The organism is Tellurirhabdus bombi (assembly GCF_021484805.1).
Classification (GTDB): Bacteria; Bacteroidota; Bacteroidia; order Cytophagales; family Spirosomataceae; genus Tellurirhabdus; species Tellurirhabdus bombi.
In genome coordinates, this window is sequence record NZ_CP090557.1 from 1 (window position 1) to 11710 (window position 11710).

General features: G+C 47.7%; 14 protein-coding genes. 8 read left to right on the forward strand and 6 right to left on the reverse strand.

Features of this window, described 5'->3' with window-relative positions; genetic code table 11:
• The first annotated feature begins 297 nt into the window (after positions 1-297).
• Positions 298-1170 (forward strand): transglutaminase-like domain-containing protein, encoded by an 873-nt coding sequence (locus L0Y31_RS00005; RefSeq protein ID WP_234737217.1) that lies wholly within the window; start codon positions 298-300, stop codon positions 1168-1170.
• Between the two features lie 55 nt (positions 1171-1225).
• Here L0Y31_RS00005 and L0Y31_RS00010 read toward each other — a convergent pair whose 3' ends face one another.
• Positions 1226-1858: a 4'-phosphopantetheinyl transferase family protein gene (locus L0Y31_RS00010; protein WP_234735012.1), complete on the reverse strand. Its 633-nt coding sequence runs from the start codon at positions 1856-1858 to the stop codon at positions 1226-1228.
• Between the two features lie 67 nt (positions 1859-1925).
• Between L0Y31_RS00010 and L0Y31_RS00015 the strand changes: the two genes are divergently transcribed.
• The 3 genes from L0Y31_RS00015 to folB all read left to right on the forward strand — a co-directional run bounded on the left by L0Y31_RS00015 (position 1926) and on the right by folB (position 4337).
• The gene (locus L0Y31_RS00015) at positions 1926-2843 is read left to right on the forward strand and encodes a WD40 repeat domain-containing protein (RefSeq protein WP_234735013.1); all 918 of its coding nucleotides are present in this window, start codon (positions 1926-1928) and stop codon (positions 2841-2843) included.
• A gap of 127 nt (positions 2844-2970) precedes the next feature.
• The gene (locus L0Y31_RS00020) at positions 2971-3900 is read left to right on the forward strand and encodes a DivIVA domain-containing protein (protein ID WP_234735014.1); all 930 of its coding nucleotides are present in this window, start codon (positions 2971-2973) and stop codon (positions 3898-3900) included.
• A gap of 86 nt (positions 3901-3986) precedes the next feature.
• Complete coding sequence (gene folB, locus L0Y31_RS00025) at positions 3987-4337, forward strand: dihydroneopterin aldolase (RefSeq protein WP_234735015.1); 351 nt, start codon at positions 3987-3989, stop codon at positions 4335-4337.
• Between the two features lie 56 nt (positions 4338-4393).
• Here the strand turns inward: folB and ytxJ are convergent, their stop codons facing one another.
• Entirely contained in the window at positions 4394-4732 is a 339-nt protein-coding gene (ytxJ, locus tag L0Y31_RS00030; protein WP_234735016.1) for a bacillithiol system redox-active protein YtxJ, read from the reverse strand.
• Positions 4733-4851: 119 nt separating this feature from the next.
• On the opposite strand from ytxJ, the gene L0Y31_RS00035 reads away from it, so the two are divergent.
• Together L0Y31_RS00035 and rsgA are read left to right on the forward strand one after the other, a co-directional pair.
• Entirely contained in the window at positions 4852-6117 is a 1266-nt protein-coding gene (locus tag L0Y31_RS00035) for a 3-deoxy-D-manno-octulosonic acid transferase (protein ID WP_234735017.1), read from the forward strand.
• 7 nt (positions 6118-6124) lie between these two features.
• The gene (gene rsgA, locus L0Y31_RS00040) at positions 6125-7051 is read left to right on the forward strand and encodes a ribosome small subunit-dependent GTPase A (RefSeq protein ID WP_234735018.1); all 927 of its coding nucleotides are present in this window, start codon (positions 6125-6127) and stop codon (positions 7049-7051) included.
• Between the two features lie 9 nt (positions 7052-7060).
• Here rsgA and L0Y31_RS00045 read toward each other — a convergent pair whose 3' ends face one another.
• The 3 genes from L0Y31_RS00045 to mce all read right to left on the reverse strand — a co-directional run bounded on the left by L0Y31_RS00045 (position 7061) and on the right by mce (position 10123).
• Entirely contained in the window at positions 7061-8164 is a 1104-nt protein-coding gene (locus L0Y31_RS00045) for an acyltransferase family protein (RefSeq protein WP_234735019.1), read from the reverse strand.
• Between the two features lie 170 nt (positions 8165-8334).
• Positions 8335-9711, reverse strand: coding sequence for a cystathionine beta-synthase (locus tag L0Y31_RS00050; protein WP_234735020.1), 1377 nt, complete (start codon positions 9709-9711; stop codon positions 8335-8337).
• A gap of 7 nt (positions 9712-9718) precedes the next feature.
• Positions 9719-10123 carry a methylmalonyl-CoA epimerase gene (gene mce, locus L0Y31_RS00055; protein WP_234735021.1) on the reverse strand — a complete coding sequence of 135 codons (405 nt, stop codon included), beginning with the start codon at positions 10121-10123 and terminating at the stop codon, positions 9719-9721.
• Between the two features lie 146 nt (positions 10124-10269).
• Between mce and L0Y31_RS00060 the strand changes: the two genes are divergently transcribed.
• Positions 10270-10596 carry a HesB/IscA family protein gene (locus L0Y31_RS00060; RefSeq protein WP_234735022.1) on the forward strand — a complete coding sequence of 109 codons (327 nt, stop codon included), beginning with the start codon at positions 10270-10272 and terminating at the stop codon, positions 10594-10596.
• 119 nt (positions 10597-10715) lie between these two features.
• On the forward strand, positions 10716-11261 hold the full coding sequence (locus tag L0Y31_RS00065; RefSeq protein ID WP_234735023.1) for an acyl-CoA thioesterase: 546 nt from the start codon (positions 10716-10718) through the stop codon (positions 11259-11261).
• On the opposite strand, the gene L0Y31_RS00070 is transcribed toward L0Y31_RS00065, so the two are convergent.
• Positions 11258-11692 (reverse strand): nuclear transport factor 2 family protein, encoded by a 435-nt coding sequence (locus L0Y31_RS00070; protein ID WP_234735024.1) that lies wholly within the window; start codon positions 11690-11692, stop codon positions 11258-11260. The genes L0Y31_RS00065 and L0Y31_RS00070 overlap by 4 nt on opposite strands.
• Positions 11693-11710 lie beyond the last annotated feature (18 nt).

Genomic DNA, 11710 nt, shown 5'->3' on the forward strand with positions numbered 1-11710 from the left:
CTGCGCCGCCAGTAACTAGTATTTTCATTTGTTAGAGGTTTCTGAAAAAATTCTATCGTTGAGTTGGGCCTGTTCATGACCGCCGAATCAATCAACTCCCAGACCGAAAATGTACTGACTAGCGAAAATCTTTTTTGTAAAATTTTGTTACAAAACTAGGATGACTCTTGCTATTTGATGGCAAAAGTATAAAATTCAGGAGGCTTCTGAAAATTGTTTTTATCTTAGGGCTGGGTCGTCCCTGCATACGATCCTTGTGAAGTTGTAACGCCGAACCGATTCCCGTGAACGCGCATGATAAATAATAGTGAAATTAAGGCGTTGATTTCGTTATTGGACGACGAAGATCAGGAGATAACCGAACACGTTGAACAGCGTATTCGCCAGCTGGGTGGCCAGATGATTCCTTACCTCGAAAGTGAGTGGGAAGGGAGTTTTAATCCGGTTGTTCAGAAAAAAATAGAAGAGCTAATTCATGATTTGCAATACCAATCCGTTCTTGAACGAATCCGCGTCTGGAAAGAAGGCGGCAGCATCGATTTGCTGGAAGGACTCTGGATTATTGCTACCTATCAGTACCCGGATTTGTCCCTTGACAAACTCCGCCGCGATATTGAACAGCTTTACTACGAGGTCTGGCTGGAAGCCCGTTCAGACATGCATCCGGTTGATCAGATTAAAACGCTCAACCATGTTTTTTTCAATAAACTGAAGTTTGCAGCGAATACAAAGCACTTCCACTCTCCCTCTAATTCAATGATTAACATTGTGTTAGATACGCGGCGAGGAAATCCGATTTCGCTTTGTACCATCTACATGCTGATTGCCCAGAAACTGGGGATGCCGGTTTATGGAGTAAATCTGCCCAGCTTGTTTGTGTTGACCTATAAACAAGGGACGACGCAGTTTTACATCAATGTTTTTAACCGGGGTTTGGTTTTTTCCAAGTCTGACATTGATCATTACATTGGCCAGTTAAACCTCAAACCAACCGATACGTTCTACCAGCCCTGCCCGAATGTGGACATCATCCGGCGGGTGCTCCGAAACCTGATGCTCGCTTTTGAAAAAACGGGCGATACGGATCGGATGAAGGAAGTAGAAAAGATCATGGAGTCAATTCAGGATGAAGATGCGCAGCCACCTTTGTCCGATTATACCAACAAGTAAACTTTTTTCCTGAGTTCTGTCTGTTGAGGATAGGGCTCAGGCTTTTTTTTTATTCTCACAAAGCCACGGCAACCAAACCGGGTCCGGCTAAATAACACCGAATGGTTAATTTGGCGACATAGTCCGGCAAACGCACATGGCCAACCAACCACTCGGCTCCGTCTTCAAATGGCTCAACGTGGAGGTGCTCCCGGAAAGTAAGTTGCCGCTTACCATACAGTTTATACAGCGCTTCTTTTGCGCACCAATAGACGGCCAGGCGGGACAGATTTCCACCGGCATCCGCAATTTCATCATCTGACAGCACTCTTGGCACAACGCGGCCAAACTGGCTTCGGAAAGGCTCAATATCAATCCCTACCGCTCGCTCCGGGTGCCATACTGCCGCCGCCCAGCCCAACGTATGCGAAATCGAAACGTGCGCCTCTTGCCCGATCAGAAATGGTTTTCCGTGTTCATCTTTAGCCATTCCAGCATAGATCATTCCCTGGCTTTCCACGAGTTCACAAACAGCAGCCCGACAGGCCAGCCATTCGGTACGCTGGGCCGGATGCCGGATTGAATCCAGTTCGGCAAGCTCAACGGCAGTCAAGGGCAATGAGGCCCGCAACGTAGCCTCCTCTTCCTCAATTTTCCACAAAACAGCTACACAATCATCGTGCAGTAATAGCGTTTGTTGCAGGGGCATTCCTGAATCTGATTAATTTTGTTGTAAAAATAGCAGTCAGTACCGGTCTGCCGCCAACATCTCGCCCATGCTCATAAAAAAAGTTGACACCTTTGCCGGCCACCGCGATTGTGTTTATGCCCTGGCACCTGGTTCTGAGCCGGCCCAATTTTTTTCGGCTGGAGCCGATGGACAGGTGGTGCGCTGGCGCCTGGACAAGCCCGATCTGGGAAGGCTGGTTGCCCGCATTCCTTCCTCGGTGTACGCCATTACTTACGACGAAACGCACGAGCTGTTGTGGGTAGGCCAAAACTACGAAGGCCTTCACCTCATTCAGCCTGACCAGCAACGTGAAACCCACTCGGTTAAACTCACGACAGCCGCCATTTTTGACATTCAGCTAATTGATGATCTGGCGCTGCTTGCCCTGTCAGATGGGGTCGTGATTGTATTGGATACGTCTCCCCTGCCCGAGGCGCCCCCCGTGGTCAGGAAGCACCTGAAAGCCTCAAACAAAAGTGCCCGTTCCATCTCCATCCGACCCGATAAAAACGAATTTGCCGTTGGTTACAGCGACAATGATATCCGCATTTTTGATTTACAGAGTCTAGAACTGAAGCACCTCATTGCGGCGCACACAAACTCAGTTTTTACGGTTTGTTACTCTCCGGATAGTCGTTATTTGTTGTCGGCTGGTCGGGACGCGCATCTGAAAATCTGGGATGTAGCGCAGCATTATAAGCCGCTAGAATCCATTCCGGCGCATCTTTTTGCCATAAATCACATCGCTTATCATCCAGACGGCACTCTATTTGCTACGTGCAGCATGGATAAGTCGGTCAAGGTGTGGGATGCGCAGACGTTCAGGCTCCTTAAGGTGATCGACCGGGCGCGCCACGCTGGACACGGCACCTCGGTCAATAAACTTTGGTGGTCATCGTTTCATCAACAGCTTGTCTCTTGCGGCGACGATAAATTAATTTCGGTCTGGGAGGTTTCCCGGTAAGTAAACTATTTATCTTTTTTTCGCATATTCCAACTGTTATTCTGATTAAAATATTGATATTTTTGACCATCCACTCTTATTTTTCAATAAAACCACTAGTTATGTGGTCATTTCAACCCGAGCTGTTATGAAAATTACGCCCATCGAGATACGCCAGCACTCCTTTGAAAAAGCCATGCGTGGCTACCGAACTGATGAAGTGGAGGCTTTTCTGGCTTCGTTATCACAGGAATGGGAGCGCGTTCTGAGCGAACAGAAAATGCTCAAAATGCAGTTGGAATTAGCCGAAAAAGAACGCAATGAGCTTAAGGAGATTCAGCAGACGCTGTTCAAAATGCTCAAAACGGCGGAAGATACTAGTTCACAAATCACCGAACAGGCGCAACGGGCAGCAGAACAATACCTGAACGAAGCCAAGCAAAAAGCCGATGAGCAACTGGCCGACGCCCGCAAACGCTCTACGCTGATGGTTCAGGATGCTGAAAATCAGGCTCGCTACATCAAAGACAACGTGTTAACCGACCTGAAAACCATGGAGTATGACTTCAAGGCAATGGAACGGTATAAAGAAAGTCTGATTTCCCAAATCCGCACCTTGGCAGCCAATGCCGTTGAAAGCGTGGATCGGTTTGAAAAGAAATTTAACCAGCAATCCTTACAGTCCAAAATTGAGGAATTAAGCGTATCAGGGGAAACACCGGAGATTTCAGACGAGTTGCTTGTTGACCCAACCGCGCCCCGGCTCGATGAGGCAGATCATGAAGCGAAGGACCCATCAGAACTAGTTGTTGACCCAACAGCACCCGACCTAGAAAACGAATCGTTATCGGCAGAGGAAAATAAACTTTCGACGGACATTGGTGATCCGGTGACGGCCCAGGCTGACGAAGCGGGCGAAGCAGGCTTTCCTTTTGTAGAGTCTACGAACGATAACGATACGTTGCCGCAGGATTCGACCGATGATGACGTTCCTGCCGACGAAAAAGAGCCACAGCCAGCTCACGAAGCAACCGCCGAAAAACCGAAAAGTGGCGGATCTTTCTTCGATCAAATTTAAAGCAGAGGCGGGCCAACCCCGCCTTTTTCTTTTCTTTGTCAAAAATTGCGACACAAAGAAAGGTGGGCTAAAGACTCACCCCACTCATGGGAACCATTGCACTGGAAGGACTTGAATTTTTCGCCTATCACGGCTTTTCCGACGAAGAACAGAAGATCGGTAATAAATATTCGGTAGATATTACTGTAGCCACCGACTTTACCGAGGCCGCCCGCCAGGATCGCCTGAGCATGACGGTCAATTACGAAGAATTATACCGCATCACTTTAGCGGTCATGCAGCGCCCTGCGCGCCTACTGGAGCACATTGCTCACTCGATTTGCGAGGAGATTCGAAATCGGTATCCAGCCATCGAATCGGTTGAAGTGAGCGTTTCTAAATTTAATCCGCCCATCGGGGGTGTTTGCCACCGCTCAAAAATTACGCTTCGGGGCTAACATAAACCGGCGGTATTTCTTAATTTTCGGGAAATACCGCCACTTGGTCAGGCTGTTTAAACCGACGCTACCTGGTCTTTCAAGGTATCGAAGGAAATGCCCATATGCGATTCATCATAAACACAGGTACCATTTTGAATCAAAAGTACCTGCGGCGATTGATGATCCACGTCAAACGTATCCGCAATTTTATTGGAAACCGAGCGATAAGTAATCAAATCCAGGTAATACGGTTTGATCCCTGCTGCGTCGTTCCAGCTGCGTTCCAGCCGACTCAGGGCCATTGAACTAATGGAACAGCGCGTGCTGTGTTTAAAAATCAAAACCGGCTGTTGCGCCGATTCCTGCTTGATGGTTTCTAATTGGTCTTCGCTTTGCAGTTTATTCCAGTTCATAGCTCAAATACACACATAACTACAGACTGATAAGCTTTTTCGGCTCTGAAAAGTTTCGACTATCGCGGCGTAAGGTGGTAATTTGTAGCTTTGTGTTCTGATCAGCACTTTCCAACACGTTGTTTTCACTGCTCTATAATACGTCCATCTGGTTATACGGAGCGGCTATCCGCCTGGCGGCCCCTTTTCATACCAAAGCACGACAATCCGCTGAAGGTCAGCGTCATTTACTTGCTTCCATCCAAACGCGCTTAGCGGGCAATACGGCACCGGTTGCCTGGTTTCATGCGGCTTCTCTGGGCGAGTTCGAACAGGGGCGACCGGTCATCGAAGCCTTCCGAGAGCGTTATCCAGGCTATAAAATTCTGCTTACGTTTTTCTCTCCTTCGGGCTATGAAGTTAGAAAAAACTACGCCGGGGCAGACTATATCTTTTACCTGCCACTGGATATGCCTCAGAACGCAAAGCAGTTTGTGGGTCTGGTCAAACCGCGTATTGCTTTTTTCGTTAAATACGAATTTTGGCTCAATTACCTTCAGGAGCTGCACCAGCGCCGTGTGCCGACCATTTCCTTTTCGGCTATTTTTCGGCCTGGTCAGGTATTTTTTAAACTGTATGGGGGCGGTTACCGGAAATTGCTGACCTATTTCGACCACATTCTGGTTCAGAATCAACAGTCGCTGGATTTACTGAAGGGCATTGGCCTTACGAACCTTACCCTGGCGGGCGATACGCGCTTCGACCGGGTAGCGCAAATTGTCGCCAATAAGAAAGAAATACCGGTTGCTCAGCTTTTTAAAGGGAATCAGCCTTTGGTAGTAATTGGTAGCGCCTGGCAGGCCGATCTGGACGTACTGATTCCTTTTTTAAACCGATTTGACCAGCCGCTGAAAGTAATTATTGCGCCGCACGAAATTCATACCGACGAGATAGAACGCTGGCGCGGACAGTTGCGAGGGACTAGCATCCGGTATTCGGAAACCCAGACCTCCGGCTTCGAATCAGCCTCTTTAGCCTCAAGCACCGTACTGATTATTGATAACATTGGCATGCTTTCTTCTTTGTATCAATATGGTGACTATGCGTACGTTGGCGGCGCTTTCGGGAAGGGATTGCACAACATTCTGGAAGCGGCGACTTTCGGAATGCCCCTGTTTTTTGGTCCATCTTACCAGAAATTTCAGGAAGCCATTGATTTAGTGCAGGAAGGCGGTGCCTTTCCGGTAGCAGACACGGCTGAGTTGGAAGCTACTTTTCGGCGGCTTTATCAGGATCAGGCAGCCCATCAGAAGGCAACTGAAATCAGTCGTCAGTATGTGCTGCGGAACATTGGCGCAACCGGAAAGGTTATGGAAGTTATACAGGATTACTCACTCATTGACTGATTTACCCTTGGCTATCGGCTTAGTTATACGATCTACCGGTTCGTGGTATGATGTTCGCAGCGAGAACGGACATACGTACCGCGCCCGCTTAAAAGGAAAATTTAAAATTAAAGGGCTGAAGGTAACCAATCCGATAGCCGTTGGCGACCGGGTGCGGTACGAGCTTGAGGATGAAGCGGAAAACACAGCCATCATCACTGATATTGAGCCACGCGACAATTACATCATTCGGCAATCTGTCCATAAAACGGCGCATGGCCATATTTTGGCGGCTAATCTTGATCAGGCCGTTTTAATTGTAACGTTGACATTTCCCCGTACATCGCTGGGTTTTATCGACCGCTTTCTGGTAACCGCTGAATCGTTCCGCATTCCGACGACGCTAGTTTTCAACAAAACGGATATTTTGAGCGAAGAAGGTGTAGAATACCAACAGGAGATCCAGCAACTCTACGAGCAAATTGGTTACCCGACGCTGGCTACCTCCGCCACCGAAAAAAGAGGAGTTGATGAGTTTCGGGCGTTGCTAGACCAGAAAATCACGCTTCTTTCCGGGCATTCTGGCGTCGGAAAATCGTCACTTGTCAACGCTGTTTCGCCGGACTTACATCTGAAAACCAACGAAGTATCTACTTTTGCCAACAAAGGCGTTCATACCACCACGTTCGCCGAAATGTTTGAACTGGCTCCGAACACCTTTATCATCGATACGCCCGGTATCAAAGAACTGGGACTGGCCGACATAGAAAAAGAAGAAATCAGCCATTATTTTCCAGAAATGCGCGAGCGCCTCAACCAATGTCGCTACCATAACTGCCTGCATATCAACGAACCCGGTTGCGCCATCAAAGATGCGGTCGGTGAAGGAGAAATTGCCGAGAGCCGCTACTGGAGCTACCTGAGCATGGTGGAAGGGGAAGATAACCGGCGATAACTTGCTCTTTTACGTCAGCTTATCTTTCAGGCGATTGATTGGATTTTCCAGTAAATACCAGGATAAGCTGGCCAGAACAACGGTTATACTCAGGCAGTAGGCGAGTTTCAACAAAATCCAGTTATCCAGGGCAGGTATAGCCGCTACCCATTCATTCCAAGGGCTCATTAACACAAAATCATAGTTCATATAAAAGGCGTTGTAAACAAAAGCATGGATGAGGTACAAACCGTAGCTAATCCTTCCTATATATTGGCTAAATGGGTTTTCCAGTAGCCATTTTCCCACTCCTTTATACCCAATAACAGCTCCCCCTATGATAAAAGCCCCCATGACGGAAGCACAAAAACGATCCCACAAAGCCGGATACACTTTGTGAAATGACTCATTGTTCATAGATAAGGCCAACAGACAACTATATAAAGCTACACTGCTGATAATTAACCAGGTATTGCTAAATATTTTCTGAAAAAGCGTGGGCTTATATAAATACCAGTAAGCGAGCAGCGCGCCCAACCCGAAAGAATCCAGACAGGCCGGCGTGGCGACGTAGGATACCATCAACGGGAGTGGCCACCGATAAACCATATACCGAACAGCAAAACTAACCAACATGGTCCCTATTACCAGCCAGGGTACCAGGCGTTTAGGTAAGAAGAAAAGTACGAATGGTACGACCAGATACACTTGCTCCTCCACCGCCAGCGACCAGAAATGATCAATGCTCCCAAGCCAGGTTCTATGAATAATCATGTAAATATTGGTCGCATACAAGGCGCTCCAGACCAAAGTTTCACGAACGGGTGGCACATTCAGGACGGCAAGAAGAATCAGAATCGCGTAGTAGAGCGGAAAAATGCGTAGCGTCCGACGAATATAAAACGTTTTAATGTATCGCTTAAACCCACCCTGCTGACCAGCAAGCTTTTCTTTGCTGGTCAGCAAGATTCGGGTAATAAGAAAGCCACTCAGGACAAAAAATAGTGTTACGCCTAAAGGGCCCAACGGCAATATGTTACGAGCGCCAAGCCAATGTTCTAGCAAAACGAATAAAACGGCCAGACAACGCAGGCCGTCTAACTGGGGAAGGTAATTCGTTTGGTTCACAGCCATCGCCGGCCTAATAGGCTCACTATCTCTTCTGGCTAACGCTATTCCCTTCGGTTTGGAGTATATATTCAACTTTAGGAGGCTATAAATCAATAATTAACAGACAATTTACTGCTAATTTATGCATGCGACCCAAGATTAAGAAATATATATTAATAAACTTAAATATTTATCTATGTTGTCATCGCGGCCAGCAAATCCGCCTGCGTGATGATGTGCACCTGCTCAAGCTCGTCCCGGACCAGCAACGCCTTGTTCTCGCGGTCAATCAGCGAAGAAAGCACATCAACCGTGTTGTCCAGACCCACGAACTTAAACGGCTTATCCATCACCTCACCAACGGGTACGTCTTTGATAGTGGGATCTTCAATGAGCTTATTCAGGATGGTGGCATCGGTCAGACTGCCGACAATGTGTCCATTTTCGTCCGTAACCGGAATCTGCGAAATGCTCTGTTTGTTTAGCGTCCGGATGGCTTCACTGACAGTCGCTGCGGCGGGAACGGTGGTTAGTTGGGAGCGGCCATTTTTTCCCCGGACTATATCACGCGCAGTAGCGAACTCCCGGGATTCGAGGAATCCATGGTCTTTCATCCAGGTATCGTTGTAAATTTTGGCCAGATAACGGGTGCCATGATCGGGCAGCAAAATCACCATCACATCTTCTTCTTTGAGGTTTTCTTTGGCCCATTCCAGTGCGCCGTGCACCGCCGAACCGCACGACCAACCCACAAAAAGCCCTTCCTCCCGCGACAGCCGACGGGCCATAATCGCCGCATCTTTGTCCGTCACTTTTACAAAATGGTCGATTAGACTAAAGTTAACGTTCTGAGGCAGAATATCTTCGCCGATGCCTTCGGTTAAATACGGATACACCTCTCCTTCGTCGAAAATTCCGGTCTCTTTGTATTTTTTGAAGACTGATCCGTACGTATCAATCCCAACGGTCACTACCGAAGACTGTTGCTCTTTCAGGTATTTAGCCGTCCCACAAATGGTTCCTCCCGTGCCAACACCCGCCGCAAAGTGCGTAATTTCGCCTTCGGTATCCCGCCAGATCTCAGGGCCAGTCGTGTCGTAATGCGCCGCCGTATTGGAAAGGTTATCGTACTGATTGGGGTATAGGGAGTTTGGAATTTCCTGATTTAACCGCTTCGCCACAGAGTAGTAAGAACGTGGATCATCGGGCGTTACATTCGTAGGACACACTATTACTTCGGCCCCAACCGCCCGGAGAATGTCCATTTTCTCCTTCGATTGTTTATCGGCCATCGTAAAAATACATTTGTACCCTTTGCCGATAGCCGCCAGCGCCAGACCCATTCCCGTGTTGCCGCTGGTTCCCTCGATGATGGTACCGCCCGGTTTCAGAATGCCCGCTTTTTCGGCGTCTTCAATCATCCGAATCGCGATGCGATCTTTGACCGAATTACCGGGGTTAAAATATTCAACTTTGGCCAGCACCGTTCCTTTAATGCCTTTTGTGACCTTATTCAGTTTCACCAGCGGCGTGTTGCCAATCGTGTCTATAATGGAATTGTAGTACTTCATAATCCTGTTACTTTATCTCTTGACATAACTCAACTAATACGCCATTTGTGCTTTTCGGATGCAGAAAAACGACCATTTTGTTGTCCGCTCCTTTTTTCGGTGTCTCGCTCAGAAACGTAAAGCCCAGTAAGCTCAGCCGTTCAATTTCAACGCGCAGATCATCCACTTCAAACGCAATGTGATGAACACCTTCCCCGCGTTTTTCGATGAATTTGGCAATCGGGCTATCCTCCCGAGTCGCTTCGAGCAGTTCGATTTTTGTGTCCTTCACCCTGAAAAACGACGTAGCCACCCCTTCCGATTCGACGGCTTCCGACTTGTAAGGCTCCGCGCCCAAAAGCCTGGCAAATAATTCGTTAGAAGACGCTATGTTTTTAACGGCTATGCCAATATGTTCTACGTTGGTCAGCATAATCAACCTGTTTTTTTTCGTTGGCGTTTTTAAGGCTTCTTTATGCAGAGTTAACCAAAGTTGACCAGACTTTTAGCAGGAACAGCGCGAAACTTTTCTTTTCGGCGCAGGGTTTTTATTTTAGCACACAATTGACACGTACTGCTATGGTTTCTGTTACTGACAAAGCGAAAGATAAAATTATTGAACTCCGCCAGAAAGATGGCCTGACGGAAAATTACGCCATTCGCGTAGCCGTTCAGGGCGGAGGCTGCTCTGGCCTGATGTATGATCTTCAGTTCGATACGGCGCAGCAAGCCACCGATCATATTATTGAAGACAAAGGAATTAAAATTTATGTCGACCGCAAGAGCCTGCTGTATCTAGCTGGTACTGAGCTAGATTTCTCCGATGGCTTGAATGGCAAAGGCTTCCAGTTCAGGAATCCAAATGCGTCTCGCACGTGCGGCTGCGGCGAAAGTTTTGCCGTCTAGCCTCAAATAATATCCGGGCTTTACGCTTTTTGAATTACATTGGTTCGTGAATTAAGTGTGGTATTTGTGTAAAAACACGTATCATGACTAATCATTAATCAATGTAATTTCTGTTTCTGATGAAAGCCAAATCCGTTTTCCACTCCCGCACGACGCTTACCGAATTGATGATTCCTTCCTACGCCAACTTTGGCGGGAAGATTCACGGGGGTATTTTGCTGTCATTGATGGATAAAGTTGCCTTTGCCTGTGCATCGAAGCACTCGGGTGCTTACTGCGTGACGGTTTCTGTCGAAGGGGTGGAATTTAAGCAGCCAGTCGAAGTGGGCGAACTTGTTTCGCTGTTGGCTTCGGTCAATCACGTGGGGCGCAGCTCGATGGTGATCGGCATCAAGGTGATTGCCGAAAATGTCAAAAAAGGCACGGTTAAGCATACCAATACCTCTTATTTTACGATGGTCGCCAAAGACGATGACGACCGCCCTACCGAAGTACCACCCCTCCTGCTTGAGAATAAAGACGACATCCGGCGCTTTCTGGAAGCCATCAAACGGAAAGAGCTGAAAGCCAATAACCGAATAAGTTTCGATAATGAAAAAACCCGCCTGTTTATGGAAAACGGCGGGCTGGATTTGCTCAAAGGCGAACGCTGCGTACTGGCTTAATTGGGTAGACGCAACGACTGCCAGGTTACTAATTGCCACTGATTGCCGTTTTTCACGTAAACATCCGTGTAGCGAAAACTCGTGTTAAGCGGCTGGCCATTCGTGAAGGCTTTTATCTCGCAAACGCCATTGAGAATGGCCGTTTTGCCGTATATCCGCGCCTTAAGCTCTTTCGAATCGATCGAATTATACTGCATACTACCATCCTTGATCGATTGAATAAAGGCCTGTTTCGTATCCGTTTTTCCACTGGAATGGATGTAAACCAAATCGCTGGCCAGTACTTTGTCCAGATACGTCAGGTCTTTGCTCACCTGCGCTGCAAAGCGGGCTTTTTCAACGTCCAGTACAGCTTTTTCGTCCGCGCTGGTCGATTGGGCATACCCCAGTGAAGTAGTGATTAGTAAGCCAAAAAAGAGTAAATACTTCATGCTTTGATAAGCGTTAAA

Excerpts from the sequence above, each read along its gene's own strand:
- L0Y31_RS00070 (WP_234735024.1), bottom strand. The coding sequence starts at position 11,692 with ATGAAGTATTTACTCTTTTTTGGCTTACTAATCACTACTTCACTGGGG.
- mce (WP_234735021.1), bottom strand. The coding sequence starts at position 10,123 with ATGCTGACCAACGTAGAACATATTGGCATAGCCGTTAAAAACATAGCG.
- L0Y31_RS00045 (WP_234735019.1), bottom strand. The coding sequence starts at position 8,164 with ATGGCTGTGAACCAAACGAATTACCTTCCCCAGTTAGACGGCCTGCGT.
- folB (WP_234735015.1), top strand. The coding sequence starts at position 3,987 with ATGGGAACCATTGCACTGGAAGGACTTGAATTTTTCGCCTATCACGGC.
- ytxJ (WP_234735016.1), bottom strand. The coding sequence starts at position 4,732 with ATGAACTGGAATAAACTGCAAAGCGAAGACCAATTAGAAACCATCAAG.
- L0Y31_RS00020 (WP_234735014.1), top strand. The coding sequence starts at position 2,971 with ATGAAAATTACGCCCATCGAGATACGCCAGCACTCCTTTGAAAAAGCC.
- L0Y31_RS00050 (WP_234735020.1), bottom strand. The coding sequence starts at position 9,711 with ATGAAGTACTACAATTCCATTATAGACACGATTGGCAACACGCCGCTG.
- L0Y31_RS00060 (WP_234735022.1), top strand. The coding sequence starts at position 10,270 with ATGGTTTCTGTTACTGACAAAGCGAAAGATAAAATTATTGAACTCCGC.
- L0Y31_RS00065 (WP_234735023.1), top strand. The coding sequence starts at position 10,716 with ATGAAAGCCAAATCCGTTTTCCACTCCCGCACGACGCTTACCGAATTG.
- L0Y31_RS00015 (WP_234735013.1), top strand. The coding sequence starts at position 1,926 with ATGCTCATAAAAAAAGTTGACACCTTTGCCGGCCACCGCGATTGTGTT.
- L0Y31_RS00010 (WP_234735012.1), bottom strand. The coding sequence starts at position 1,858 with ATGCCCCTGCAACAAACGCTATTACTGCACGATGATTGTGTAGCTGTT.